This is a genomic window from Nitrospira sp. MA-1 (assembly GCA_032139905.1).
Taxonomy (GTDB): domain Bacteria; phylum Nitrospirota; class Nitrospiria; order Nitrospirales; family UBA8639; genus Nitrospira_E.
On the sequence record JAQJDB010000007.1, the window covers coordinates 171,070 to 198,001 of the forward strand.

Consider the following 26,932-nt stretch of genomic DNA (forward strand, 5'->3'; position numbering starts at 1 on the left):
CGTTCCTTCTTCCAGTTGTTCAATTAAGGCTGTTTTACCAGCCATTTCAGGGGATCGATAGGGGTGGTGCCTTTACGTAATTCAAAATACAGGGTGTCTTCCTGGGTGACGCCTGTTTCGCCTGTTTCACCAATGACCTGCCCGTTTTTAACGGAGTGGCCTTCAGCCACTAAAAGTTTTGAGGCATGGGCGTAGAGAGAATAAAAGCCATTGGTATGGTCGACAATGATAACCAGACCATATCCCTTGAGCCAGTCGGCATAGACGACGTTTCCGGATGACACTGCGCGAATCGGACTTCCTTCCTGCACGCTGATTTCTATGCCTTTTTTCGTCACAAATGTATCAAATGTGGGATGTTTTTGCCGACCGAAATTTGAAACCACTTTACCTTCAACCGGCCAAATGAAAGACCCAAGTGACGGGGGAGCTCCAGAAGGTTTGCGCATCTGGGATTGAGCCAGTTGAAACCGTTGGTCCAATTCTTTGAGGAGACTATCCACCTGTTCAGCTGAGCGCTGAAGGTCTTCAACCATCCGTTGATGTGCGTCCTTTTCTTTGGAGAGATTAACCAAGACGGAGCGTTTTTCACGTTTGAGACCTGAAACTTTTTTGATGGTCTGTTGAGTTTCTCCCTGAAAGCGAAGGAGATCCTCCCTGGCTGCGGTCTGTTTCTCCTTGAGCTGTTGGAGATTAGAGAGGTCTTCTTGAAATTGTCGGACAAGTTGATGCTCCCGTTGGGCCACCCAGGAAAGATAATTCATCCGGTTCGAGGCCTCGGTAAAGGATTCAGCTGCAAAGAGCGTTTTTAAATATCCGGTGCGTCCTTCCACATATAATAACCTGAGTCTGGCGGCAATGGAGGATTGTCGAGTGCGAACGTCTTGCTCCACTTCGGCAATCTTCGTGCTCAGGTTCGCCAACTCCTCGTCTGTCGCTTTAATTTGGTCATTGATGCGATTGCGTTCTTTCTTTTGTTCATGGAGTTGGCGATCCAATTTGTCAATGGTTTTTAAGACCGATCCATGTTTCTTCTCGATCCGTTTTGTTTCTTTTTTGGTTTCGGTAATTTCCTGATTGAGCTTCTCCAGCCGGAGGCGTTCCTGACTGATTTCATTTTTGATGGTTGAGGGGTCAGCACCCCAACCAGCTTGGACGAACAGAAGGAGTAGTCCGCTTGTGAGTCCTGTGTGGAGAAATAGTTTAACCCGCCTCATAAACGAAACCGCAAGGATCCATAGATGGTGGTAAGTGTTCCCAGGCACCCCAATAGGATGCCTCCTGCTATCAAAATCAGGGAAAGGGGAAGAGGGAAAAACTCCAATGCAGAAGAAAATCCCCCAAAGACATTCAAGCCTTGGGTGTTTTGCGTGAAAAGTTCGAACCCTCCACGTAAAAAACCAAGGGCCATACCGCCTCCCGCGGCCCCTAATATAGCTCCTTCGATGAGATACGGAATGCTAATAAAGAGACTGGTTGCCCCGATTAACCGTAAAATTTCAATTTCTTGCTGTCTGGTATGGAATGCCAATTGCACGGTAATTGCAATGATGGTGACGGACGCTAAGCCCAGGATACTCCCAACCAATAACGCGCCGAACTCCATATAGGCGATGATGAGGGTTAGGCGCTCGATCCAATCACGATTATATCGAACGCGATCAATATCGGGATGATGTTGCAGCCGATTGACCAGGTTGCCAATCATATCTGTGGTAGGGGACTTTGCGGCCATGGTCAATATCAATGATGCGGGAAACGGGCTCTCGCCAAGGCCTTCCAGTAGATAGACTTCCTCGGGAAATTGTTCTTTGAATTCGGTCAATGCGTCTTGCTTTGAAATATACGTGAGGGAGTCAACGGCAGGATCCGTTTTGAGTCCCTGTTGTAAATCGTGTAGCTTGCCGGATTCAATATCATTCTTGGGATAGACGATGATTTGAATGGTGTGTTGAACCTGTCCCAATAGATTATGCACGTTATGATAGAGAAGGAGAAAGATGCCAAAGCTGGTCAGGGTAAACGCCGTGGTCAGAACACCAATCAGCGTACTGGTCCGATGCGTGCGGAGGCTGGTATAGGCTTCACGGATAAAATACCAGAGCCGTTTCACGTATAGACTCCCTGATCGGATACGAGGTGTCCGCAATCCAGTCGGAGAATTCTCCCATTTAATTGTTCTACAACTTGTCGATTGTGCGTGGCCATCATGACGGTGGTTCCCCGGGTATTGATGGCTTTAAATAATGCTGCAATTTCGGTGGTGAGTTGGGGATCTAAATTTCCCGTTGGTTCGTCTGCCAAAAGAATGATGGGACTGTTTACGATCGCGCGGGCGATACACACACGTTGCTGCTCTCCGGCGGAGAGCACGGAGGCGATGGAGTTGAGTTTATGATCCATGCCAACCGCACGAAGGGCTTCCAGGACCTTTCTTCGCGATTCGAATGATGACAAGCCACGAATAATCAGGGGGAGCGCCACATTTTCGGAGACCGTCCGCTGTGGGAGTAGTTTGAAATCCTGAAGAACATACCCCATGGTTCGTCGATGATAGGGGATATCGGATCCTCCGAGCCTGGCGATGTTGCGATTTTGGACGAGGATTTGTCCCTCATCAGGGTGTTCTGCTCCAAAAATAAGCTTGAGTAAGGTGGTTTTCCCGGCTCCGCTTGGCCCTGTGAGTAACACACATTCGCCTTTTTCGATTCGCAGGGAAATATCTGAGAGTGCAAGGCAGCCATCGTAGTATTTTGTGACGTGGAATAATTGAATCATGCTATCTCATTGGCCTGGCCTATAAATGGCTTAGTATATGGATACAACCGGACCCTGGTTCTTTGTGAAAGTAACAATGAAGAGCTGTTCACCTTCAGGAATTGGCCTTCGTGCGGAGGCCAATCCCTTTAATTTACCATTGCCAGTCGGAGCTGGAAACCTCAAAAGCCTGTTCCAGGTGAGTTAATGTCGGAGAACCCTGTTTGGTTCCTGTAATCAGGATAACATCAAACCGGCAAATTTGGTTGCTGAGGCCATGTTGGGAAAGGTAATAGGACGCCAATTTAATGATTTGGCGTTTTTTGCGAGCATCAATGGCATAGGGGGCGCCCCCGAATTGATCGGTGCGTCGTGCCTTCACCTCAATAAATACGAGTGTGTCATGGTGTTGTGCAATGAGATCCAATTCTCCCCCACCTACGCGCAGATTTCGCTCAAGAATCCGGTACCCTTTTTTTCGAAGACAATCCTCTGCTAATTCCTCCGCCGATCGTCCAAACTCCTGAGAAGGCGTGGTCATGCGAGCGAGCGGGCATTCAGGCAGGCTTGGACAGGCTGGAAGCTTCGTCGATGTCCAGGACAAGGGCCGAATTGATGTAATCGTCTGAGATGTTCCTGTGTGGGATACCCTTTGTGGAGGTGAAATTGATACTGAGGGAAGCGTTCGTGGTAGGAGATCATCATGCGATCTCTGGATACTTTGGCCAGGATGGATGCGGCGGCAATCGATCTGGAAAGCTGGTCGCCCTTGATGACCGGTCGTTGAGGGAGAGAAACGGTAGGGAGGTGGAGGGCGTCAAGGAGGAGATAATCAGGTGTAATGGCCAATTGGGTAAGAGCCCGGAATCCGGCCAATCGTGTGGCGCCCAGGATGTTCAGTTCATCAATCTCCTGCTCTGATGCCAGGCCAATGGCCCAGGCGATGGCCCTGGTGGTAATGGCCTCATATAACACCTGACGCTGACGTTCAGACAGGAGCTTGGAATCGTCGAGAAGGACCGGTGACCAGCAACGGGGAAGGATCACTGTCGCGGCGACCACCGGCCCGGCCAGAGGACCCCGGCCAGCCTCGTCCAGTCCTGCAATACGCCGGAATCCGCGGGCTCTGGCCGCTTGTTCAAAAAAGTCTGTCGGGCCCGCATCCATGAATGAGGGAGAGGCGGTTGGCAATGAAAGGTGAGCCCCTTCTCCTGCGCTATTCCGATACTTCCGTGGGTGCTGATTCACCGGACTCAGGTACATCCACTGCCACCGCAGCATTTTTCACGGTTTTTGGTGTACGCGAAAATTCCCGTTCTGAAACTTTGGCGGCCTTGCCTTTTTTGTCTCGAAGGTAATACAGCTTTGCCCGTCGCACTTGACCTTTTCTTATGACTTCGATGCCGGCCAGATTAGGGGAGTGAAGGGGGAAAATTCGCTCGACTCCGACCCCAAAGGAAATCTTACGAACGGTAAAATTCTCACATACTTTACGGCCTTTGCGAGCGATCACGAGCCCTTCAAACACCTGAATGCGTTCCTTGGCCTCTTCCTTCTTTTTCCCGTATTGTCGTTCTTCAACAACGCGGACCTTGACTCTGACCGTGTCACCTATTTCAAAAAACGGCACGGTTCCCTGTGCTAACGATTGCTCTAAACGCTCCAATAAATTCATGAGAGTCTCCCTCCTTCAAGGTCTCGTCGTACGACTGGACGTCGAGGTATAGTTGTGTTCAATTTCTTCCAATAACTGACGATCTTCACTACTCCAGATATGATTGTCTAATAAGTCCGGTCGTTTGAGCAGCGTCTGGCGTAACGATTCTTTCCTCCGCCAACGGCGAATCGCTTCATGGTTGCCGGACATTAAAATGTCGGGAACCGACATCCCTCGAATTTCAACAGGTTTGGTGTAATGGGGAAAATCCAGTAAGGATTCCACAAAGGACTCTTTTTGAGCGGAATGTGGATCACCTAGTACGCCAGGGATGAGACGCATGGCCGCATCGATCATCACGAGGGCAGCCAATTCACCACCTGTCAGCACATAATCTCCGAGAGAAATTTCTTCAACCTGCAAATGTGTCCGGACCCTCTCGTCGATTCCTTCATAATGCCCGCATATAAATAGCAACGGGCGAGTCTCCTGGCTGAGATTATGCGCGAGGCCATGTGAAAACCGGATGCCCTGTGGCGAAGGAAGAATGATGCGTATTCCATCCAGGTCCTGTGTTATCCGGTCAATGGCTTGAAAAATTGGTTCGGCCTTCATGACCATCCCGCCGCCGCCGCCATAGGGAGTATCATCGGCTGTCCGATGAGGATTGTCGGTATAGTCTCGAAGATTGTGGACGTTGAGCGTGAGCAATCCTTTTTCCTGGGCGCGCTTCATGATGCTCTGTGAGCCCACAGAGTGAATCAACTCCGGAAACAATGTCACCACATCACAACGCATAGGTGTCGTCCCACCATTCACGTGAAGTTAATCGCAAAACCCCATGGGGTACGTCTACCATGGCAATGGTTCGCCGACTGGCCGGGACCAGAATTTCACGATCCTCATTTCGAATCACAAACACATGATGTTGGGGGTATTCCACCACTTCTTCTAATGTTCCTAAGGGTTGTCCTTCTGCATCCTCAACCCTGAGACCAATTAATTCAAACTGATAAAACGTATCAGCGTCCCTGGGAAGATTCTGATTTTCTGGAATTTTGATCCAGGCCCCTCGGTACAAGGCTGCGGTTTCCGGTGTCGAAAACGCTGAAAGTCCCAAAATCACCCCCTGGTTGATTTGCCGAACCGAGGTCACCAGGGTTTCCAGAGTCCTCCCATCTGGAAGGTCCAGTGTCACCGTCTCCAATCCTTCAAACCGCCCAGGAACATCCGAGAGCGATTCGATACGCACTTCCCCCCGGACTCCGAACGGTTTGAGAATTCGGCCAATGGTCACCATGGAAGACTGTGATGGCTCAGGATCATCCATAGTTTAGCCAATAGTCCTGTCGCATCTCTAAAAGACTCTTTGCCGGATGCAACAGGGCACCTTCTCTCCCATTACCCTGACATGCCGAGACTATTGTGCTGGGGCTTGTTTGGATTCCCGAAAGGCCTTCAAGATACCGGTTTGTCGTAATAACCCCCTGACGGAATCAGTGGGCTGAGCCCCATTTTGAAGCCAATTTAATACACGATCTTCTTTAAACGAGGCCTTGTCGCTTTCCTTCAGGGGGTCATAGGTCCCAATGACCTCAAGGAATCGACCGTCCCGCGGCATGCGGGCATCGGCTGCCACTACTCGATAAAATGGCCGTTTATGCCGGCCCACGCGTGTAAGTCTCAAATGTACTGCCACTGGCAATCTCCTCTATCGTGAATATGAATGAATGAAAAAACTCAGGGAGACTTCAAATTTTTACCGGGCATGGATAGCCCGGCGGATCAGCTTCCCGCGCTTTTTTCCTTTTCCCATCCCCATTTGCCCTCCGACCAGGGACTTCATCATGCGTCGGGCATCCAAAAATTGCTTAATGAGCCGATTAACCTCTGGAACGGATGTTCCACTGCCTTTAGCCACACGTTTTTTTCGATTTCCATTTAAAATCGTATGATCCCGTCTTTCGCGGGGGGTCATCGAATCAATAATGGCCACGACCCGTTTCATTTCTTTTTCGGGTACCTGTGCATTCCCGGCTCCGCCGGAACCCATCATCGTTTTAATTTTTTGCCCGCCTGGTAGCATGTCTAGAATTTGATCAAACGACCCGAGTTTATTCACCTGTTTGATCTGATCACGAAAATCTTCCAACGTAAGAGTATTACTCGATACCTTTTTTTGCAATGCGACCGCTTGTTCTTGCGAAAAGCTCTCCTGGGCTTTCTCAATCAAGGTCAGCACATCACCCATCCCGAGAATACGGGAGGCCATCCGGTCGGGATAAAAGGGCTCTAGCGCATCCAGCTTTTCGCCGATCCCGAGAAATTTAATGGGTTTGCCTGTCGCCGCGCGGATTGAGAGCACCGCTCCACCCCGGGCATCCCCTTCGACTTTCGTTAAGATGACCCCAGTGAGACCGAGAGTTTGATTAAAGCGTTCTGCTACAGAAACCGCTTCCTGGCCGGTCATGGAGTCGGCGATGAACAAGACTTCCTGTGGGCTGACTCCTGTTTGGATATCGACCAATTCCTGCATCAACTCTTGATCGATCTGCAATCGACCGCCGGTATCCAAGAGCACCACATCATACCCATGTTCCCGTCCACGAGCGACGCCATTCAGGCAGGTTTGTAGCGCCTGGGCGCCAGGTTGACCTTCGTTTGTTCCCCGATGGACTTGAATGTCCAGGTCAGTGCCCAGCGAGGCCAGCTGATCTCCTGCGGCAGGGCGACGGGGATCGGCGGCCACTAATAAGACCCGCTTGCCTTCGGTTTTAAAATAATTGGCGAGTTTCCCGGTCGTGGTGGTTTTCCCAGATCCTTGCAATCCGACCATCATAATGACGGTAGGGGGTTGTGAAGAGAGATGAAGGGCACTTTGTTCATGACCCAGAAGGTCTCGCAGTTCCTCCCAGACAACTTTCACCACTTGATGGGCGGGTGTGAGACTTTTCAGGACTTCCTGCCCGACGGCCTTGCCCCGAACATTCTCAATAAAGTCCTTAACAATTTTGAAATTGACGTCGGCTTCCAGCAGCGCCAGGCGGACCTCTTTCAAGGCGTCGGTAATATTCTCTTCAGTCAGAACGGCCTGGCCGCGTAACTGCTTGAAAACTTTTTCGATTTTCTCTGTCAGCGTGGTAAACATGAAAAGGGATCCAATGGAACATGAACCATTTTAAGCAAACCCAAGACAATAGTGAACATACGACAGACATGTCAAGTTGAGCGCAACCTCTTGGAGGGGCAAAATCTAGTTGGTTTCGAAGGGTTATTTTTTGGATTTATGGCTTTTGTGGGAACTCCCCCGATGGGCAAACAGGCCCTATCAAGGTCGGCTCCGTGGGTAGGGAATGCCGAAGGAATCCCGAGACTCTATGGATCATACTAGCTCTCAAAGAGGCAGGTCGTTATCATGAATCGATACGTCCAGCCAATTGAAGTCATCTAGAATGGCTCGTGTCAAATTTTACTTGGGTTTAATTGATTCAATCTTCTCCTTTCTGTTTTCTTCCATGAGAAAATAAGCGAAATCATGAGAAAAACTGGCAAGATTCTTCTGCTTATCCTTCCTGGACTGTTCCTTCTCTATACTCTGGTAGGTTTTCTGGTGATTCCCTGGGCGATTACCACGAAGGTTCCTCCCAGGTTATCGGAGCAACTGGGTCGGCCAGTCTCGATCAAGGATGCCAGCTTTAATCCCTTTCTATTTAAGCTGCAGGTGGAAGGGTTTGATATTCAGGAACAGGATGGATCATTTTTGCTGGGGTTTAATGAACTGTTCATTGATTTCGAACCGGCCGCTTCCCTAGGGAAGCGAGCCTACATTTTTGCGGAAATTCGCTTGAAGCTTCCTTATGGATTGGCATGGGTTCGTCCCGACGGGTCCTTGAATTTGGCCGAATTAGGCTCCTCTTCAGAGGCCCAGCTTGACGATAACCCGTCACAAGAATCGGAATCCTTGCCTCCGGTCAGGATTGAGCATATCTCCATTCAACAGGGAATGGTGGAATTTCGGGATCATTCACGTCCCACCCCATTTGTGGCGCACTTCGTGCCAATCAATCTCACATTGGATGATTTTAGTACGCAACAAGGTCAGACTAATTCTTATTCACTCTCAGCCGAACGCAGTGCAGGGGAGAAAATTACCTGGGAAGGGACGATCACTCTAGAACCATTTCAGTCCGAAGGCCGCTTGGTTTTTGAAGATTATCAAATTCCCAGGCTCTGGACCTACATACAGGATCTGGTTCGATTTCAGATTCCTCAAGGACAAGTGACCGTGAAAGGGCATTATCGATTGTCTACGACAGACCAGGGGGTCAATGTGCTGGTCGATGGGGGAAGTTTGAGGATTCAGGATTTACAGATTCAGGAGAAAGGGACCATTACTCCCGTACTCACGATTCCGCTCTTTGAGGTCAACGGCGTCTCGGTTGACTTGGCCAAACAGGACCTGCGCATCACTTCGATACAGTCTCGGGATGCCCGTTTCACTGGATGGGTCGGGAAGGATGGGGTGGTGAATTATCACACGCTGTTTTCACCCGTGGGTTCTGAAAGTCAGACCGCTCCTGAACCGGAAACCTCCCCGGCCAATTCCTGGAAGATGGTTGTTGAGGATCTTGCCTTGGATAACTTCACGATTGATTTCGAGGATCGCCAGCCCGAAGACCCTGTCACACTGCTATTGGACATGTTGCATTTTCACACCTCGGATGTATCTATGGCCATGGATCGGCCTCTTCCTATTGATCTTTCGTTTCAGCTTAATGAAACCGGAAAGGCCAACTTGCAAGGAACTCTCCAGATCGACCCCTTGGAAGTTGCGCTGGATTTGTCGCTGACCGAATTCGCCCTCAAGCCGTTTCAACCCTATGTCGCCCCGTTTGTTCAATTTGAGGTCGGTGATGGCGCGCTCATGTTGCGGGGAAAGACGCACTATCAGGCGGGGCACAAGACTCAACCGATGGTGACGTTTGAGGGAGGGATGGGAGTGTCAAAATTGGCTCTTGACGATCCCATGCAGACCAAACCTTTTCTCACGTGGGAGGCATTGGAACTCAAAGAGTTAAACCTTCAAATCGAACCGACTTCGGTCAAACTCCAGGAAATCGAGTTGACTAACCCTGAACTCGTCCTCTTGATTGATGAGGACGGAGGGATAAACCTCAAGCGGTTGTTTTCCCCGCCAGGACCCGTGTCTCAAGAAGAGACGACGGCAGACGATAAGCCACCAAAAGCAGAAACCACCGGGGAGCCACCGACTCCGGTCAAAATTGAGGCCGTCACCCTCACCAACCTCATGGCTCGTATTTCGGATCGATCGATTTCCCCCAATGTCGTTACGAACATTGAGGGGCTGACCGGCACCATTAAAGAGCTATCTTCGGATCAATTAGCCAAAGCCGATGTCGCCTTACAAGGGACGATTGATAAACATTCCCCATTCAAGATTGCCGGGCAAATTAATCCTTTGAGTGAAGAGGCCTATACGGATGTGACCCTCACGTTCAACAATCTTGATCTTCCTACTGTCTCTCCCTATTCAGCCCATTTTGTCGGGTATCCCATCACGAAGGGGAAGCTATCGTTGGATCTCGGATATAAAGTTTCTGAAAAGACTCTGGTTGGTGCCAATAAAGTGTTGATTGACCAGCTGACGATGGGAAAAAAGGTCGAGAATCCGGATGCCATGTCGTTGCCGATTCCTCTTGCCTTAGCCTTGCTCAAAGACCGCAAAGGACAGATCGATATTGATTTGCCGGTTCGCGGTAATTTGAATGAGCCGGATTTCAGCTACGGAGGCGTCATCTGGAATGCCTTGGGGAATCTCTTGACGAAAGTTGCCACCTCTCCTTTTGCCATGGTCGGAGGATTGGTGGGTGGCAGTGGTGATGATCTGCAATATGTGGCCTTTCCTGCCGGTAATGCCCAGTTGTCTCCTGCTGAGCAAGAAAAGCTGAATGTGCTTGGTCAGGCGTTGGCCGATCGACCGGCCTTGAGACTGGACATTGCCGGGGCCGCCGACCCTCAGGTTGATCGTCAGGGTTTGGCTGAAGGTCAATTGTTGAAACAACTGCAAAAGCGAAAGTTTATTCAGGGATCCTCTTCTTCGACGAAGGGGGTGTCTCTCGAACAGATTGAACTAAGTCTAGAGGAGGAAGGGCGCTTGCTCGCAGAGGTGTATGCCGAGCAATTTGGAGCGCAACCCAATACTCCGGCTTCTTCTTCGGAAGGGAAAGCTCCAGCCATTCCTTCACTTAAGCAGATGAGATCAAAATTCCTTGAATCGATCAAGGTGGAGGATGAGCAGCTTCGTCTCCTGGCTCAGCAACGGGCTCAAGGCATTCGAGAATTTCTCATCCAGGAAGGAAAGGTGTCCGGTGACCGATTGTTCCTCCTCGAACCAAACCTAAGTCCCCTCACGGAAGAGCAAACCGTTCGGAGTCCTTTGGCCTTAGCCGCGAAGTGAGTCCCTTTCCCAAGATTCTCATGGTCGTGGTGTTGATCGTGTTTTCTCTGATTTAAGGTGAATCCGCTTCCCTGGAATATCCTCACTCTGCCGCTTGGGTATCCGATTGCTGGTATCCTCCTGGTGCTCTTCGTTGGCTTGTGGCTTGTACATTTGCGAGTGGGCAATGCCTCATTAGCGGATGTGGGATTTTGTTTGGGATTTGGCTTTGTCGTTTTTGTTTGCGGAATAGAGGGCGAGGGCAGTCCTTGGCGACGCGCTCTCGTTGTGAGCATGGGGGGTGCATATGCCTGCCGGTTGGGCTGGTACCTGTGGAAGAATCGCATTTGGAGAAAGTCGGAGGACCTTCGGTATAAAACTATTCGGGCAGTGCTGGGCAAATGGGAGTCGATCGGAATCTTTTGGTACTTCATGCTGCAAGTTCCTGTTTGTCTGTTCTTTGGATTTCTCCTGTGCTGGATTATGGGCCATCCCGAATCGGCGGTAAGAAGCTGGGATTTTCTGGGCCTCGGGATATTTTTGCTGGCCTTCTTTGGAGAGGCTCTTGCGGATATTCAACTTGAACGGTTCCGCTCAGATCCGACGAAACAGGGCAAGGTCTTACAGACAGGGTTGTGGCGGTATTCCCGTCATCCGAATTATTTTTTTGAAATCCTACAGTGGTGTGCCTATGTTCCGTTGGCAGTTGGACTGCCAGGGGCATGGATGGCTATCGTGTGGCCTTTGCTCATGATGTCGTCACTCTTATGGGTGACAGGAGTGCCTTTGGCCGAGGCTCAGGCTATGAACAGCAGGGGGGAAGGGTATCGCCTCTATCAACGAACCACGAACAAATTGTTTCCCTGGCTGCCCAGACGAAACAAGTCATAAAAAAGAGGAGGAGAACTATGTTGTGGGATTCTCAAGCCGGCTTTAGACATTGTTGGAAAAATCCACGAGGATTTCTGGTTTTGGCCGGTCTTTTGGTATTGATGACCCTGGCACATGGCTGTGCATTTGTCCGGGGAGAAGTGGGTGAGCCTTTTCCCGAGGATGGGCTTCAGACGATTGAGAAAGGCATCACGAATCGCCAAGAAGTCGCCCAGCAATTTGGCGCCCCTGATGACATTGTCCAGGCAAATGGCCATGAGATTTTTCACTACCGCCGCTTTGACAGCAAGTTGGGGTGGTTGCTGTTTTTTTCTCGCCTCAATATTGGCAGTGATCATCTCTGGGTATTTTTTAATCCTCAAGGGATCGTGGATGACGTGGTGTTTGGCAATAGGACCAAGAATGTGGAATTTCAAATCTGGCCGTTTGGGGAGTAGGGCAATGGATGGGGTCTTTGGAAAAGCTGGAATTCTTGGAGTCCTGTTGCTTTTCTCCCTGTCGGGCTGCGACTTTCGTCGTGTGGTGGTGAATGATCCATTGGTGGCCGATTCTCTCGAAGTGTTGGTGCCAGGAAAAAGCACGATGCAGGATATAGCCACGGCCTTAGGAGCTCCTGATGAGATTGAGGAAGGAGCCAGCGGAATGGTCTTTCGCTACCGATATGGAGATAGCAAGACCATGCGGGTAAATTTTGGTTGGCTTCTTCGTGTATTGTTGCCCGTCGTGCCATCCATGAATTTGGGGAGAGGTGAAGGGGTCACCTATATTTTACATGTGGCGTTGCGACCGGATTTGACCTTTGATCATTCGGTCATTCAGCCCCCACCCGATAACCCCCATTTCTGGTTTTGGCCGTTTTAACTGACACTGGGCGGATGCTGCCCATGAGGAGTCTTTTATCCTCTTTTGGATATTAGGGAATCTTGTTGTTTGTGATTATGAGAATTTTATCTTGGCGAGTTCAACAGGGCCTTGATCTTCCCCCACGACACCGGACACAGAGTTAAGCTGCCTGTTCAAATACTATCGGGATCTGATGTCCGATAGCCGAATGCCTTCTCTGCCGATTGTAATACGTTTCAATGTACTCAAAAATACTGACTTTCGCCATGCGCCGTGTCGTGTACCGCATTCGATGAACAAGTTCGACCTTCAGCGTGTGAAAGAAACTTTCTGTGACGGCATTATCGTAACAGGTCGCCCTTCGCCCCATGCTACAACGCAACCGATTGTTCGCCAGCAATCGCTGGTAGCATTTTGAGCAATACTGGCTGCCCCGATCAGAGTGGAGGATGGTGCCCTTTGGGAAGCTACGACGGAACAAAGCCATGCTCAGGGCATCACACACCAGTTGTTGCGTCATGCGTCGGTTCATCGACCATCCCACAATCGCTCGTGAATACAAATCCATCACCACCGCGAGATACAGCCACCCCTCGGTTGTCCAGACATAGGTGATATCACTGGTCCATTTCTGATTCGGAGCCTCCGCGCGAAAGTCTTGTTCGAGCAGGTCTGGTGCCACTGGTTTTGAATGAGTCGAGTCAGTGGTGACTTTGAATTTCTTCGCCTGAATGGCTTTCAGCCCCAGTAGCTGCATCCTGCGGCCAATGCGGTTTTCGCTACACCTGAGGCCCTCATGGCGTAAGGTCTTCGTAATCCGTGGCGCACCATACCGTTGGCGGTGCTCAGCAAAGATCTCGCGTATCCGTCTATCTAGTTGATGGTTCGAGCACACGTGCTGACTCTGGTCACGCACGGTCCAGTCATAATACCCACTTCGAGAGACGTCCAGAATGCCACACAGGAGGGTGACGGGCCAGGCCTTCTTCTGCTCAGCAATAAATTGATATCTCATGCGCTTTCCTTGGCAAAGAAGGCCGTAGCTTTTTTTAAGATGTCGCGCTCCATCCGCAGCCGACGATTCTCCGATTCGAGCTCATGGATCCGTTGTTGCTCGGTGGGGCGTTTCCTTTGTCCGGGAAAAGCTTCTGCCTTATGGGTTTCCAGTTCGTCCTTCCACCGCCCAATCAACGCGCCACTCACGCCTAAACTTCGCCCAGCGGCCGCACAACTGTAGCCATGTTCCACCACTAACGCGATTGCTTCCTGCTTAAATTCCCGACTGTGATGCCTGCGTGTTCGCTTCATTCAACACCTCGTTTCGAATTATTATATAATTCTTAACTCGGTGTCCGATATTCCAGGGGAAGATCACCTATTACCTATTAAGGGATGGGTTGTTTTCTTCCAAGCGCCGGAGATAGGGAATGAGGAATAATCCGGGCAGCGCAATTAAGGTACAGAGAAGAAAAAACCCTTCCCATCCCAACCAGGTGGCCAGAAATCCGGTGGTGGAACCGGCAAAGACGCGGGGAATCCCCATGAAACTGGTCAACAGGGCATATTGTGTGGCGGTAAAACGCTTGTTGGTGAGGCTGGCCATAAAGGCCACGAACGCAGTTTGTCCCAGTCCACTGGAAATGGTTTCAATGGCAATGACGGCAGTAAGAGTAGGGAGGTGATTGCCGGTATAGGCGAGAATGACAAACCCCGCTGTTGAAATCATTTGGAGGAATCCCAGAATAAAAAGAGAAGGCACAATCCCCATGCGATAGACCACGAGACCCCCAATCAATCCGCCTGCCATTAATGCAATCATGCCAAAAACCTTGACGATCATCGCATAGTCGGTTTTCGAGACGCCGAGATCCACCATAAATGGAGAGAGCATTTCTGACGCCATGCTATCCCCGACCTTATACAGCAGGATAAACAACAGTATGATGAGAGCGCCCGGACGGGAAAAAAAATCCAAAAACGGACCCGTGATGGCTTCCTGCCAGGACGCTGGTGGTGGTGCGGGAATGGTGGGTTCCGGGGCAAACCATGTCGTGAGAATGCCAACACTCATCATGGCGCCCATGATGAAATAGACCGCATTCCAGGAAAGGCTCTCCTGATCTGCCAGAAATAAAGCCAACGCTCCAGCGACCAACATTCCCAAGCGATAGCCATAAATAAACATGGAAGATCCAATGCCGAGTTCCTCGTTAGAGAGGGATTCACGGCGATAGGCATCCAGGACGATGTCCTGGCTGGCACTAAAAAACGCCACAAGGACACACAAGACCGCGAGGGTTGATAACTGAATTGCCGGTTGAGTCAACGCGAGTGAGGCGATGGTGATCATCAAAGCTATCTGAGTGCCCAGCATCCATCCTCGTCGTCTTCCCAGAGCAGAAGACACGAGACGGTCCATAACTGGAGCCCAGAGAAACTTGAGGGTGTAGGGGAGGCCGACTAATCCGAAAAATCCGATGGTGGTTAAATCGAGCCCTTCTTCCCGCATCCAGAATTTGAGGGTAGAGCCAATGAGCAGGAGGGGAAGACCGGAAGAAAAGCCGGTCAAGAGCATGACCAGCATTTTGGGACTGGCAAGAAGAAGGCAGAAATTTTTGAGCCAATGATCCGGCTCGGGCTGGGTGGTCATACACCAGACCTTATCAAAGAAATGGGCTTAGGTCTTCTTTAGGCTGAAGGTCTGTGAGAGGTGAGGATGCGGTTCGTGGCAGGGGTTCGATTAGTTTAAATTTGGATCAACCGGCATATGCGCATACATCGTGTATTCATCTCCGAAGGATCGAAGGACCTCGCCCCATAAGTCCTGTGAATCCTCATCAAAGACGAGATGGGGTCTGGCAGGCATCGTGAGCCAGGAGCCACTTTCCATTTCAGACTCCAACTGACCTGGTCCCCAGCCCGAATAGCCCATATATGCCCGAAACGATTCGTGTTCACCGGGAACTTCAAGAATGCGCTCCAGCGTTTCCATATTCCCGCCGAGATACACCCCGTCAAGAACCGCATGGGTATCTTCAATTTCTTCATTCAGACGGTACAGGACGAGCAAACTGTTTTTTTGAACCGGTCCTCCGGCATACACGCGATGTTCCTGGCCTTCGAGCACTGGAACTTGGGGCAGGACTTCGGCAATATTCATTTCCGTCGGACGATTGACGACAACCCCTAGGGCGCCATCGGGTCCATGCTCACAAAGCAGCACAACTGCTTGGCGGAAATTGGGATCACGCAATGCTGGAGTGGCGATGAGGAAAACCCCTTTGCCTAATGGTGTATCCATTGTCTAATCCTAACGTGCCACAGATGATCCATCAAGAGGCATTTCTTGGGAAAATGGCGGCATGGTCGTCCGTGAACCATCGTCAATCCTGAGAAATCCAACCGGTCCTCAAGCATCATGAGACTCTGAACTCCGTCCTCAGTGCCTCACAAAACCGGAGGTAGCACTACGTGTGAAAAGAGTCCTAATCCAAACCCTTCAGAAATTTGTAGAAAATATTGATATATTAATGACGGTAATCTTTAAATTCACCGGTCGCGTCATCCAATTTCAAAAAAGTCCGCATCTGCGTCTTAAGGGTTTGCCTGGCATTTTCATCCCCCAAGTTCAACTGGTACTCATTAATGACCATCGTCTTCGTCCCACCTGGACCGGCCCATTCATTCCAGCAGGTTTGACAGACTTTCTGCTTAATTTCTTCTTCCAGTTTTCCCATGAAAAGATTGTCCGTGATCGGGTCCGCGTCTTTATCGCATTTTCGGCAATGAATTTGCGCCATCCTTTTCTCCTTTTGTAAGTGATAAGCTGAAAGCCTATCAGCATTGATAGGCAAAACAATCAGGAATCCTAACACAGAAATCTCGGGTGGGAAAAGAAGTCAGAAAGGATTTCAATGCCCTGGTTTTTTGAGTGTCTTTCAGGTATGGATGTCGACCCCATGTTTCAGTCTCGTTCAAGTCAGGACGAAATTACCTTGAAGGGGAAGTTGTGAGATATATGTCACGATTGGAGAAGAGACAACATGTTACTCGCAGGAATTGATATTGGCACATTAACCTGCCGCTTGTTGGTGGCAGAAGTGAATCCACCAGGTGAGTGTACGGTTGTTGATGCGGATCGGCGAATCTTACGACTCGGGGAGGGGGTGGACCAACGCAAACGGTTATCACAAGCCGCGATGGATCGCGTTGTTTCCACACTTATAGACTGGAAAGAAAAGACCACCAAGTATCCGCTCGACGGAGTCGTAGTCGTGGCGACTAGCGCCGTGCGCGAATCAGAGAATCGTAAGGACTTTCTCGCCCGTGTCACTCAAGAAACCGGGTGGGAAGTGGAGATCTTAACGGGAGACGAGGAAGCCCGGCGAACCTTGCTGGGTATTCGTTTTGGCCTGCCTCCCGCCATTGCAAATTTTTTTGGATTGGATATTGGCGGCGGCAGTACTGAATGTATTCTGGCTCATTCCGGAATGGCTCCGGCCGTCATTTCGTTGGATCTGGGAGTGGTGCGCTTATTAGAGCGGGTGCTTCGTCTGGATCCACCCACAATCCAGGAGATTCACCAAGCAGAAGCCTGTATTGATGAGGAATTGGCCAAGGTGTCGAAAGCTTTCGGGACCTTTTCAGGCATCCCGCTGGTCGGGACGGCAGGGTCCGTCACCACACTTGCCGCGATGTCTCAAGGATTGCCGAGATATGAGTCGGCACGTGTCCATAATTATGAGTTAACGTTGTCGAGCATCAAAGGATTGGAGCAGGATCTCACCACCAAAACCGGTCCGCAACGTTTGGCCATGCCAGGGCTTGAACCCGGGCGGGAATATGTCATCGTGGCAGGCACCGTGATTCTCCGAAGAGTCATGGAAACCTTCGGCTTTGACAGATGTCTGGTCAGCGATTTTGGTCTTCGGGAAGGGATATTGGTTGATAAAGCCGGAAAATTGAAAAACTTGGGATGAGAAGGGTGGGGATGAATCCTATCGCTGGGTGTACCAGCGGAAGCCGCCGGATTCTTTGAAGGCCGGTTGTTGTCCGATGCTCATACCGCCGGGCTTTTCGACCAACAGGACTTTGAAATCCCAGAGACCGAACCAGGCCGGGTCCAAGACGTTATGGTAATGCAGGCCGGTGAGTTTGGGGAGAAGCGCACCAAGCGCCGTGCCCAGTTCTTTTTCGGTGTAGGCCCGAACGGAGAAAGGCTTCTCCAATTCACGGCAAAATCGCCTCAGGGTATAGGCTGCGCCGGTACATAAGACGTTAATGTCCCGTTTCATACCGAGCAGTTGTGGCAAAGTGCAATATTGTTCCCGGAAACCCAGCCATTTCGCAACATGGCGCAGATGACTGAATTGCACTTCATATTCAGTATGACCGGGCAATCTGACGGGAGACGGCCAATCATCTTCAATCCCGAATTCGACCAGAATGGCCCGTCCGCCCGGCTTCAGCACGCGCCAGACTTCCTGCAAAAATTGAATGGCGCCATAATTGAAAATGACTTCGTCGGGAAAGGGGGGACGGAGCGGCAGACGCATGCGCCGGATAAGGTCCAGGGCTTCATCATGTAGGGGATTCTCGCCTTTAAACGTGAGGAGTTCGTCCCCGGTAAATTGGATTGGCGTCATGTCGGCGAGGTTTTCATTGTCGATCAACAAATCAACGGAACGATCCGCCAACGGCATTCGTTCGGCATTGGCTTGAATGGCCGTCGCCGTCCACCCTGCTTCTCGCGCCAGCGACGTTTGGGAACCCAGGAACGGGCCCGTCAGATCGAGAAAGGTGTACTGGATGTCTTTCCGCTCTTCGGCCGAGAGTTCCCTCGCTAGTTCTTTCGAGACATACCCGAGGCCGGCACCCACTTCCACGATGCGTTTGGGCTTGGGAGAAAGCCAGCCCATTTGCCGAAGGGTTTTGCCGAGTAGCCGCCCATAGGTAAGCCCGTTCATGGCTTCGCAGGGTTCACGAAATAAATGCGAGACGGTGGTTTCGATTATTTCAAAATGCCCATGGGGTCCTTGAATACCCTGAACGTGAAATTTGGACAGATGATCTTCAGTTTCAGCCTGGACGTTTTGATGCCACCCTTCCCGCACTTTTTGCAGCAACAAATCCCATTTCGCTTCCGCACTGTGTCCGCTAGGCGGTTCAGTTCCATAGTAAGCTAAGGAAAACCGTGGTTGAGCCCACCGTTCTAAATGCCAGCGACCATTGTGTTGGGTCGGGCTGCAGACCCATTTGCCATATTGATTGAGGAGTGCGCCAATGGTCATCCGTCCATCCATCGCGCCGAGCAGGGCTGTGCCCATGCGATTGAGCCGAATCAGGGGTAACTCTTCATCAAGCGGGGCCACCCACCATTCATCCGGCGCATGCTGGTAAATCACAATGTCCGGCATCCGCCAGGCACGTTGATTGAGGATGTCCCCCTCTAAAATTTGGCGGCTAACGCCGGCCCAGGTATCGGCGGTCGGTTGAGAGGCGTGGGTTTGGGTCATGGGTTTCTATTCGTTATATGGAAGTCCAAACACCAAAAGAAGTTGCCAGGGTACCCCAATGATCCAAAAGGCTGCAACCATGGATCATTCAGAATTTATGGATTTGGCCTTACAGCTTGACGATGTATATCGGATATCTTGCTTGAGGATTGCCAGTAAACAAGCGCTGGCAGGTGAACGTCTCGCAGGTGTGTCCACAATTCGCGTGCCACCGTAATGTTCTGTGTTTCCGGGGTTCGTCCAGGCAGGCGAGGCCCTTTTGTTTCGGCCAAAGGCCCCAAGACCATTGACGCCCTGGCCCCATGAGAGGGGAGGGACGCCAGCCTGCGGAGGGCGGACCAACTCGCGGAGCCTGTCCTGAGTTTTCGAAGGGCTCAAACGAGGCTCGCCAGCGGATGAGAGCGTCCCTTCCTTGAGCCAGACGGCAGGCGTCGGACCATGGAAGAAAACCCTTTAGGGACACACAAAAAAGAGCGAAGAACCCTCTATTCTGTTTGATCCACAACCATTCCTTTCCTTACAGAAGGAGGAGGGGAAATCAAAGTCCCAGCAATGATTATTTTGTGGTCTGTGTAGGCTTTTGTGCCAGAAGACTGGCAAAGGCGGCCTCTCCGGAATCGACCTCCTGATACCGCAGTACCCGAAACCCTGGAAGTAAGGTCAATAATTCATTCCGCTCCAAGAGGAAGGTCCTGTTAAATTGTGGGCGGTATTGCAAATGATCCACCGTATAGGTTTCGATCAGGACCATCCCGCCCGGTTTCAGTGCCTGCGCAATTTTTGGAAAGAGGTCCCGCTGCAAATAGTAGGTGCAGATAATGAGATCAAAAGTATCGGGAGGAAGGATGTATTGTTCCAGGTCGGCGACCAGGGTGGTTATGGTCACGCTTTTTTCGGAAGCCAGGGCCTGAGCTTTTTTGAAGCCCGCCTCCGAAATATCGACCCCGGTGACCTGAAAGCCTTTTGTGGCTAAAAAGACGCCGTTGCGTCCTTCACCCATAGCCAGGTCCAGGGCCGCTCCTTTGGGTAAAAGGTCGACATGGTCTGTTAAAAACTGAATGGGGTCTCGTCCGAATAGATAGTTTTCGGTTGTATATTTATGATTCCACCGCTCCTTGTCTTCTTCCGCGGCCCAGGAGGAGTCACTGGCCATGAATCCAACAAGGACGAACGGAGTCAGAAGACCCAGGACAAATATTTTGGAAAATTTTGGGAATAGGGAAACGCGAATCATCTTCATGTGACCTCCACAGCTGTTGAGAGAACCATATCGTATCTCTGTCAGGCAATGAAAGAATATCACCATTTCTTCAGTGGTCTTTCTCGGGTCCAGTGGGTATCATGACAAGGTTTGGGCCATGAATCAAAAATTCTAGGAGAGAATTATATGCCGGCTTATATCGTCACGTGGATTCATTTGTTAGCGGCTATTACCTTCATTGGCGGATGGATGTTCGTTCAGCTGGTTGTCAGGCCGAGTTTGACCGAAGGCAAAGCCAAACTACCGTCGTTGGATGCGCTTGAGATGGTCAAAAAAGTCGGCCAACGGTTTAAAATGGTGGGGTGGGTAAGCTTGATGACGCTGGTCTTTACCGGAGCGTCCCAGTTGCTGGATGAAAGCGGATCGGCTCGTATTGAAACCAGTTGGGGCTTAATCATGATGCTCAAGCTCTTTGTCTTTGCCGTCGTGGGAGGGCTCATCTTTGTTCATGATCTGATTGTCGATCCCTACGGTGCTTCGGTGAAAGGCAAACAGCAGGAGGCGCAGCCACTCATGTTTTCCGGCAAAGTGGTCTGGATGCAACGAACCATTTTAGGTCTGAGCCTGGCCGTTTTATTTATTGCGGCGTATTTAACTTCCCTTTGAGTTGAGAAACGTTTCCTTTGTTGCGAGCCGATTGTGGTCAATAAATCCCTCTACTGAACAACCCGACCTGTTTTCTCTAGGGAGCGTGGGAGAGGTTTAGGCCCCCTACATCGATCTTTCTCTTTTTCCAAACCTATGATACAACCTGGCGAACGTGGGGATGTCATGATCTTTCACACGTCACCGAGGAGGGGATGATGGCCAAAGCATTTTCTGTTGCGTCCTGGAATGTGGAGCATTTCGGAGCGATGCCCAAAAATACGGCGAAGCCGAAAAAACCGGTTGAACCCATTATCGAATATCTGGCTCAACAAAATGCCGATGTGGTTGCGGTGTATGAAGTCGTGGGTTCGACGGTATATGACACCATCGTGACTGTGATGCCGAACTACCAGTTTCATATTACGGAAGGGCCTCAAACACAGGAAATTCTGATAGGCGTGAAGCGAACCTTCTCGAGTTTTTATACTCAACGGCTGGAATTTAAATCAGGGATATCTGTTCTGCGTCCCGGGTCCTTGCTGACGATTCAAGTGGATGGGAAAGCCTATCCCCTGTTGTTTTTGCATTTAAAAAGTCTGACGGAACCTCGAGGATTCGGCTTGCGGGATGATCAGACCGAACGGGCGCTCAAATTGCGAAAAGTCCTGGATAAGGCATCGTGCAGTGAGGGCCAAGCGAATTATATTTTTCTGGGGGATCTCAACACGATGGGGATGAATCTGACGTTTAGTTCGAAGGATGTCAGTGCAGACGAAGAAGTCCAACGTCTCCAGAGGCGGGTGAAAAACCGGAAGATGCAGGTGCTTGACAAGTCCTATCCGGAGACCTACTGGCCGGGTTCGAAGTCCTCCTACTTACCGGGCAACCTTGATCATGTTGTCGCGGCGGACCATTTGCGGTTCAAGGCCTTTGGGTCCGCCCACATCGATATTCGCGGTTGGCCGCAAGAAACCACGCCTGAGAAAAGAGATGCGTGGACCAAGAAATATTCCGACCACGCGCTTCTGTATTTCGAAGTGCAAAAAGTGTAGAGCCTTTTGCTCTTGTCAGCTTCCTGGTTTTCCGGCGGTTGTCTTAAGGCTCGTGTGTGCTTTCTTCCAAGTTCCTCTTCGCCATTCCATCCAGTGGTACAATATCCGGAAGCTTCAGGAATCATGGAAATGCCACATTCCAGGATCAACCGTATGACTTCCGGAGAGTTACCCTGTGCCAGAAAATCCTTGTGCAAAAACAGGTCCGGAGGTTGAATCGTTGGTGATTAACGGGAAAAGGCCATAACCCGGCTATGGCCCGGGATCAGATCATTGGCCAACTCCGTGAAAGGATTGTGGCATTTGCGACATCTCGTGGATCAAGGGATGTGGCTGAAGATTTGGCTCAAGAGGTTCTCATGGTTCTACACGAGAAATATCCTCAAGTCACGGAATTAACTGAGCTGGTTCCTCTGACCTTTCAAATTCTCAGGTATAAAATGCTGGATCTCCATCGAAAAAACCTCCGACGGGGCGAATATCATCAGGAATCCATTGATGATCGGCCGCTTGCAGATCCTGGAGATGATCCAGCCGTGCAGGCCGAGCAGAAAGAGCGGGTAGGGCAATTGATCGACGGGCTTCAGCAACTGGGTGAGCGTTGCCGGGAACTATTCCGGTTGAAACTTCAAGGCCACACTTTTCCAGAAATTCAACAGATATTCGGTGAGCGATCCATCAACACCATATATACCTGGGACTCCCGCTGTCGAAAACAACTTCTCGCTTTCCTGGGAGGACGCTGGGAGACCACCATCCATCAGGCTGTTGAAGGCAAAAGGAAAATCGGACAGAAGGATTTATAATGGCCACATCCTGGGAACATCTGCTTGGCGGCTATGCCACCAATACGCTGACCGACGAAGAAAAGCGGAAATTATTTAAGGCCGCCCTCAACGATCAGGTCCTCTTTGATGCCTTGGCCGATGAAGAAGCCTTGAAAGTCATGCTCGCCGATCCTGAGTCACACCGGCGCATTCTGGCCAAGCTAGAAGCAACAGAGCGTTCCGGTGATGTTTCGGATGAGAAAGTGAAATGGGTGAGCTGGTTTAAGGAGCACACGTCACTTGCCTGGGCGGGGAGTATTGCTGCCGTGGGGCTGGCTCTTATCTTTGGGTGGCAAATGGAAAAAGAATGGGGGCCGGTGGTCAGTCAGGAGCAGGAAGCCGCGAATTCCTTATCAAGAGAGGAACTCCCATTTCGGACACAAAAACCTTCGGATGAAGTTACATCGTCGTTACAGAAGGAGGCACTGGAGACCAAACCGACTCAGCCGGAGCCAATTAAGGGGGAACGTCAAGTTAGAGCCAAATCGGAAAGCGACGCGAGAGAAAGCGGTCTAGCCATGAGGCGCCAAAGAGCACATGAACAAGTGGCTCAATCCCCACCTAAGCCATCGGCTTTGATTCAGCCTAAGGTTGGGCGCTCCGTTCAGCCTTTTTCGGTTCCTGCGTCGCCTGATGTGCCGATAGCGGAAAGGGTCCCGCACGCCACAGCCCCTGGCAGGATAGCCGATCAAACTATGGATGAGGCAACTGAACTACCACCAAGTGTCCAGGAACTGTTTTATGCTGCAAGTGGCTCGCTAGTCGATGAAGTGATTGGTGATGAAAACGATAACGATAGGGACGATCAGACTTTTCAGGAAGGCCTTTCCAGATCCGGAAAACCCGCTTCCAAAAAGAAGACGTTGTCCGTCCCCTTGGAGCAAGATGTGTCTGGTGGTGCAGCCATGCACAGTGTCAGAGGGATCCGATACAGCTTTGTCCAACAGACGAAAGAGGGCAAAGATGAGGAGGTGGAAATACGACAGATAACGAGGAATTGGTCGGAAATTCGACTGGCAGTAGAACCAAACGTGTCAGGGTATCTCTATGTATTGGCACCGTTGGGCAATGGCAATGGGCGGAAGTTTTTACCCTTGGAATCAGATAAGGGGGGACAAGCTGAAGAGGGGATCAAGGTGAAATCATTCCAACGGGTGGAATATTCACTTAGTCAATTGCCGGATAACTCAAGCAAATCCATTGCTCCTTCTTTAACCGTTTTGCTTTCATCTACGCCGCTTAACGACCTGAGCCAATGGCTGGAAAGTGAAGTTGATATGTCAGATTTTCAAATTGAACGGACGGGAGGTGCGGTGTTTGTTGTAGAAAGAAACTATTCGAAGGACAAGCCTTTCAGTCTAGGACTTTCTTTTTGATTATAAAAATTTACGCCAAAAAATTGATAATTATTTCAAGAATGGTAGGGACGATGTCCCCATTTAATAATCCGTTGAGGTTTTTGTCAGTAATTTCTTTCTTGCAGTGGTGACGATTATGTCCAATTTGTCAGCTATGTCTTGTGTCTGGTTTATTCTTTCCAATTCACAAATATCAATTACTTTTTTGTGTTGAATGGCATTTGAAGTTAATGACCAGGCTGCTGCTCTACCTATCATCAAACGATTCCAATCTCCCTTCACATCAAACCAGGGAAGTGCTTCGATAATTCTTGCAACAGGTTCTTTATTACCTGTCGCCATGAAATTTCCCCATAATGAATCAAGAACCCAAGCGCCTTTTTCAAGAGGAATTTCAGTTACTGACATGGGATTATTTTCGAAAAGAATGTTGAGATCATCCGTGAGGGTTTGTCGTTTTTGAAGAATTCCATGCACCCTTGTTTTTGAGTTGGTGAAATTGGCATACCAGAGGCTTAACACCATTACCCTATACTTGGAGTCCGGCAATGTTTTGAAAGTCTCCATCCATTGAGTGACTTGGTTTTCATTTGCATTAAAAATGCCGGATAGAAAACCAAAAGTAGGAGGAAATGCTTTAGTATCATCAAGGATATTCTGATCGCTCAAATACTGAATTGCCGAAGAAATTTTTTCAGGTTCTGGGTTAAGGTAATAATAGGTCATCCATTTGGTAAATTCTTCCTTGGTTTGCCATTCAGCTTCCGCTGGCCCATAACTAAAAAAGAAAAAAACTGAAAATAACACCAAAATTGTAATTCTCATTCTATTCCCTTTTCTGGGCCCGTCTTCCCTTTAATCCTAACTAAGAAATCCTATTAATAAATAGTTTAAAAATTCCGGACACCTTTTCAAATCTGGTTTCATTTTCTGTTTTAAGTAAAGGCAGGACGGAAAGGAAAGGGTTGCCCTCGTATCAATTTATTCGTGAATTTTTCTCATGGTTGCTCTATTTTTCGGTGTTTCAGAAATTTTTCTGAAAGGATTTTAACAGTCCTGCCATACCCCCCCCTGTGGAGCGGCATGGGGCCGCTGCAAAGAAGGAGGTAGAACATGAACGTTACAAATGGCAGGAAACGATGGTGGGGTTTGGTGGTTAGTGGAGCGCTGGCCGGGTTATAGGCTCTTGTGGGAGCGGGTTTTCTCGGTACGGGAACACATCAGGTCTCCACTGCCCATGCCGGTACCTATCCCAAAAAGTGTGGGTGAATGGAGATCAATGCGGAAGTCTGGTAGGGCTGGATCCGGAAGGAAATTTCATCCCAGCCTTCCCCTCCAAGAAAACGGAGGTGTCTATCCAGGTCAGCAGTCCGTTCGCCCGGGCTCAGGTGACCCAGTAGTTCGCAAATCCCTATTAATATGCTGAATATGCACGAGAACATCAGCACCCTCCGTATGAGTAAAACAGGAGACCATGAATGAAAGTAAATTAAAACCACTATAGAGTGAAAATGGTTGCAGGTACGGTTACATCATTCCTTATCCAACCACGATTCAATGAATATCCTTTTCTAGATTTGGCTGCTTCCTCGCAGAGGGTTTAGAGAAAAAATTTAGAACTGATTGGTGCCCTGCCTGTTTCTCGACAGGAATAGGTTAAGGGATTGTGAGGAGCGTCGGGTATCTCAATGCCCGTCTCCCTAGGAAAATGTTCATTTTTAATCTGTGCGATCTATAGTACAATCTTCTTCCTTTTCCAAAAGCGAATGGGGCGATTTTTAAACGTGCGTACCTCCTATCTGAAATAGTTAGGGAATTGAGGCTATCTATGGGACATGTGGTAAATGGACGCATAGTAGGGCATATGAAACGCTGCCGTGATTTTCAATTCAGTAAGAACCAAAGGGCTATCTCCGGTACGTTTGCCTTCTTGGTGAGCCTTCTTGCAAAGGGGGGTGTTATGACGATTGGAAAGTTGACTAGGCAAATTTCGCTTGTCATGGTGTTCCTCCTTTCCGGATGTGGAGGAGTGCAGTCGAAACAGATTACCGCATTGAAGGGTTCCCAGTTACCAGAAGAGCAAGGGTGGGAGGTTTCCACCAACGCTGTTCGCCCATTGGACGTGGTGACAAATGGGAGTCATTTAACACTCAACACGATTGGAGTCCTCAGAGCTACCGACCAACTTCCAGGGAAAGCGTTCATGTGGTTTTACAGGGACATTCCTTTGGACTTCCAATCAGGATTTTCAATAGAATTTACTTTGCAAGTGCACAAGGTGGAGCAACCCCATAATTTTCTTGATTCGGGCATTATGTTTTATGGTTCTATCGATACCTCTGCCGGTCCGTTCGCAGAAGAACCACGCAGCCATATGATTTTCTTTGACGAGGATGCCATTGGATGGGGAGACGAAAAAAGGAAGTTTGCGATGGATACCACCGACAAATTCCACACCTACACTTTAAGGGTTGAGGTCGGAAAATTTGCCCAATTTTATGTTGATGGGAAACTTGCTTTGAAACGAAATGACTGGGTGGGAATACCCAGAATCGGGTTTGGGGATATGACGAATGATGATGGGGTCAATGGAAAGTTTTCCATAGGAGACATCATTGTGACATCCGATTCCCAAGGTCTCCCTTCCCGACCTGCCCCCCGCCGTCACCTCATACCCCCTTCGCGACGCGGTGGTTAGGGCACCCATTCATAAACCAAAACCATAG

At 49.9% G+C, this 26,932-nt stretch carries 29 protein-coding genes; 11 read left to right on the forward strand and 18 right to left on the reverse strand.

Features of this window, described 5'->3' with window-relative positions:
- Window positions 1-23: 23 nt before the first annotated feature.
- The 10 genes from PJI16_13520 to ffh all read right to left on the reverse strand — a co-directional run bounded on the left by PJI16_13520 (window position 24) and on the right by ffh (window position 7,562).
- Window positions 24-1,217: a peptidoglycan DD-metalloendopeptidase family protein gene (locus PJI16_13520; protein MDT3778580.1), complete on the reverse strand. Its 1,194-nt coding sequence runs from the start codon at window positions 1,215-1,217 to the stop codon at window positions 24-26.
- A complete protein-coding gene (locus tag PJI16_13525) occupies window positions 1,214-2,113 on the reverse strand; it encodes an ABC transporter permease (GenBank protein MDT3778581.1) in 900 nt (299 codons plus the stop codon). The genes PJI16_13520 and PJI16_13525 overlap by 4 nt, the downstream gene beginning before the upstream one ends.
- Window positions 2,110-2,778, reverse strand: a complete 669-nt coding sequence (gene ftsE, locus PJI16_13530) for a cell division ATP-binding protein FtsE (GenBank protein MDT3778582.1) — start codon at window positions 2,776-2,778, stop codon at window positions 2,110-2,112. Before ftsE ends, PJI16_13525 begins: the two co-directional genes overlap by 4 nt.
- A gap of 133 nt (window positions 2,779-2,911) precedes the next feature.
- Window positions 2,912-3,298, reverse strand: coding sequence for a YraN family protein (locus PJI16_13535; protein MDT3778583.1), 387 nt, complete (start codon window positions 3,296-3,298; stop codon window positions 2,912-2,914).
- On the reverse strand, window positions 3,295-4,005 hold the full coding sequence (locus PJI16_13540) for a ribonuclease HII (protein ID MDT3778584.1): 711 nt from the start codon (window positions 4,003-4,005) through the stop codon (window positions 3,295-3,297). Before PJI16_13540 ends, PJI16_13535 begins: the two co-directional genes overlap by 4 nt.
- Entirely contained in the window at window positions 3,974-4,432 is a 459-nt protein-coding gene (rplS, locus tag PJI16_13545; GenBank protein MDT3778585.1) for a 50S ribosomal protein L19, read from the reverse strand. Before rplS ends, PJI16_13540 begins: the two co-directional genes overlap by 32 nt.
- 15 nt (window positions 4,433-4,447) lie before the next feature.
- Entirely contained in the window at window positions 4,448-5,212 is a 765-nt protein-coding gene (trmD, locus tag PJI16_13550) for a tRNA (guanosine(37)-N1)-methyltransferase TrmD (GenBank protein MDT3778586.1), read from the reverse strand.
- Complete coding sequence (gene rimM / locus PJI16_13555; protein ID MDT3778587.1) at window positions 5,202-5,744, reverse strand: ribosome maturation factor RimM; 543 nt, start codon at window positions 5,742-5,744, stop codon at window positions 5,202-5,204. Before rimM ends, trmD begins: the two co-directional genes overlap by 11 nt.
- 90 nt (window positions 5,745-5,834) lie before the next feature.
- The gene (gene rpsP, locus PJI16_13560; protein ID MDT3778588.1) at window positions 5,835-6,113 is read right to left on the reverse strand and encodes a 30S ribosomal protein S16; all 279 of its coding nucleotides are present in this window, start codon (window positions 6,111-6,113) and stop codon (window positions 5,835-5,837) included.
- 60 nt (window positions 6,114-6,173) lie between these two features.
- A complete protein-coding gene (gene ffh, locus PJI16_13565) occupies window positions 6,174-7,562 on the reverse strand; it encodes a signal recognition particle protein (protein MDT3778589.1) in 1,389 nt (462 codons plus the stop codon).
- Between the two features lie 387 nt (window positions 7,563-7,949).
- Between ffh and PJI16_13570 the strand changes: the two genes are divergently transcribed.
- The 4 genes from PJI16_13570 to PJI16_13585 are packed head-to-tail and all read left to right on the forward strand — an operon-like array spanning window position 7,950 to window position 12,623.
- A complete protein-coding gene (locus PJI16_13570) occupies window positions 7,950-10,892 on the forward strand; it encodes a DUF748 domain-containing protein (GenBank protein ID MDT3778590.1) in 2,943 nt (980 codons plus the stop codon).
- A 57-nt stretch (window positions 10,893-10,949) separates the two neighbouring features.
- Complete coding sequence (locus PJI16_13575) at window positions 10,950-11,762, forward strand: DUF1295 domain-containing protein (protein MDT3778591.1); 813 nt, start codon at window positions 10,950-10,952, stop codon at window positions 11,760-11,762.
- Between the two features lie 17 nt (window positions 11,763-11,779).
- The gene (locus PJI16_13580) at window positions 11,780-12,199 is read left to right on the forward strand and encodes a hypothetical protein (protein MDT3778592.1); all 420 of its coding nucleotides are present in this window, start codon (window positions 11,780-11,782) and stop codon (window positions 12,197-12,199) included.
- Between the two features lie 4 nt (window positions 12,200-12,203).
- Window positions 12,204-12,623: a hypothetical protein gene (locus PJI16_13585; protein MDT3778593.1), complete on the forward strand. Its 420-nt coding sequence runs from the start codon at window positions 12,204-12,206 to the stop codon at window positions 12,621-12,623.
- A 142-nt stretch (window positions 12,624-12,765) separates the two neighbouring features.
- On the opposite strand, the gene PJI16_13590 is transcribed toward PJI16_13585, so the two are convergent.
- The 5 genes from PJI16_13590 to PJI16_13610 form a co-directional block, all read right to left on the reverse strand.
- On the reverse strand, window positions 12,766-13,620 hold the full coding sequence (locus PJI16_13590) for an IS3 family transposase (protein ID MDT3778594.1): 855 nt from the start codon (window positions 13,618-13,620) through the stop codon (window positions 12,766-12,768).
- On the reverse strand, window positions 13,617-13,913 hold the full coding sequence (locus PJI16_13595; protein MDT3778595.1) for a transposase: 297 nt from the start codon (window positions 13,911-13,913) through the stop codon (window positions 13,617-13,619). Before PJI16_13595 ends, PJI16_13590 begins: the two co-directional genes overlap by 4 nt.
- A gap of 70 nt (window positions 13,914-13,983) precedes the next feature.
- The gene (locus PJI16_13600) at window positions 13,984-15,255 is read right to left on the reverse strand and encodes an AmpG family muropeptide MFS transporter (GenBank protein ID MDT3778596.1); all 1,272 of its coding nucleotides are present in this window, start codon (window positions 15,253-15,255) and stop codon (window positions 13,984-13,986) included.
- A gap of 90 nt (window positions 15,256-15,345) precedes the next feature.
- Window positions 15,346-15,906, reverse strand: a complete 561-nt coding sequence (locus PJI16_13605; protein MDT3778597.1) for a YqgE/AlgH family protein — start codon at window positions 15,904-15,906, stop codon at window positions 15,346-15,348.
- A 226-nt stretch (window positions 15,907-16,132) separates the two neighbouring features.
- Window positions 16,133-16,405 carry a Fe(2+)-trafficking protein gene (locus PJI16_13610; GenBank protein MDT3778598.1) on the reverse strand — a complete coding sequence of 91 codons (273 nt, stop codon included), beginning with the start codon at window positions 16,403-16,405 and terminating at the stop codon, window positions 16,133-16,135.
- Window positions 16,406-16,648: 243 nt separating this feature from the next.
- Between PJI16_13610 and PJI16_13615 the strand changes: the two genes are divergently transcribed.
- Window positions 16,649-17,584, forward strand: coding sequence for a Ppx/GppA phosphatase family protein (locus PJI16_13615; GenBank protein ID MDT3778599.1), 936 nt, complete (start codon window positions 16,649-16,651; stop codon window positions 17,582-17,584).
- Window positions 17,585-17,602: 18 nt separating this feature from the next.
- On the opposite strand, the gene PJI16_13620 is transcribed toward PJI16_13615, so the two are convergent.
- Complete coding sequence (locus PJI16_13620; GenBank protein MDT3778600.1) at window positions 17,603-19,120, reverse strand: class I SAM-dependent methyltransferase; 1,518 nt, start codon at window positions 19,118-19,120, stop codon at window positions 17,603-17,605.
- A 79-nt stretch (window positions 19,121-19,199) separates the two neighbouring features.
- On the opposite strand from PJI16_13620, the gene PJI16_13625 reads away from it, so the two are divergent.
- Window positions 19,200-19,337: a hypothetical protein gene (locus PJI16_13625; protein ID MDT3778601.1), complete on the forward strand. Its 138-nt coding sequence runs from the start codon at window positions 19,200-19,202 to the stop codon at window positions 19,335-19,337.
- Window positions 19,338-19,676: 339 nt separating this feature from the next.
- On the opposite strand, the gene PJI16_13630 is transcribed toward PJI16_13625, so the two are convergent.
- Window positions 19,677-20,360, reverse strand: coding sequence for a class I SAM-dependent methyltransferase (locus PJI16_13630; GenBank protein ID MDT3778602.1), 684 nt, complete (start codon window positions 20,358-20,360; stop codon window positions 19,677-19,679).
- A 147-nt stretch (window positions 20,361-20,507) separates the two neighbouring features.
- On the opposite strand from PJI16_13630, the gene PJI16_13635 reads away from it, so the two are divergent.
- The 4 genes from PJI16_13635 to PJI16_13650 all read left to right on the forward strand — a co-directional run bounded on the left by PJI16_13635 (window position 20,508) and on the right by PJI16_13650 (window position 24,224).
- On the forward strand, window positions 20,508-20,987 hold the full coding sequence (locus tag PJI16_13635; GenBank protein ID MDT3778603.1) for a hypothetical protein: 480 nt from the start codon (window positions 20,508-20,510) through the stop codon (window positions 20,985-20,987).
- 194 nt (window positions 20,988-21,181) lie between these two features.
- Window positions 21,182-22,021: a hypothetical protein gene (locus PJI16_13640; protein ID MDT3778604.1), complete on the forward strand. Its 840-nt coding sequence runs from the start codon at window positions 21,182-21,184 to the stop codon at window positions 22,019-22,021.
- Between the two features lie 254 nt (window positions 22,022-22,275).
- Window positions 22,276-22,827, forward strand: coding sequence for an RNA polymerase sigma factor (locus tag PJI16_13645; GenBank protein ID MDT3778605.1), 552 nt, complete (start codon window positions 22,276-22,278; stop codon window positions 22,825-22,827).
- Window positions 22,827-24,224, forward strand: a complete 1,398-nt coding sequence (locus tag PJI16_13650) for a hypothetical protein (GenBank protein ID MDT3778606.1) — start codon at window positions 22,827-22,829, stop codon at window positions 24,222-24,224. The genes PJI16_13645 and PJI16_13650 overlap by 1 nt, the downstream gene beginning before the upstream one ends.
- 63 nt (window positions 24,225-24,287) lie before the next feature.
- Here PJI16_13650 and PJI16_13655 read toward each other — a convergent pair whose 3' ends face one another.
- A complete protein-coding gene (locus PJI16_13655; protein ID MDT3778607.1) occupies window positions 24,288-25,031 on the reverse strand; it encodes a hypothetical protein in 744 nt (247 codons plus the stop codon).
- Between the two features lie 1,135 nt (window positions 25,032-26,166).
- Between PJI16_13655 and PJI16_13660 the strand changes: the two genes are divergently transcribed.
- Complete coding sequence (locus tag PJI16_13660; GenBank protein ID MDT3778608.1) at window positions 26,167-26,904, forward strand: hypothetical protein; 738 nt, start codon at window positions 26,167-26,169, stop codon at window positions 26,902-26,904.
- The last annotated feature ends 28 nt before the right edge of the window (window positions 26,905-26,932 follow it).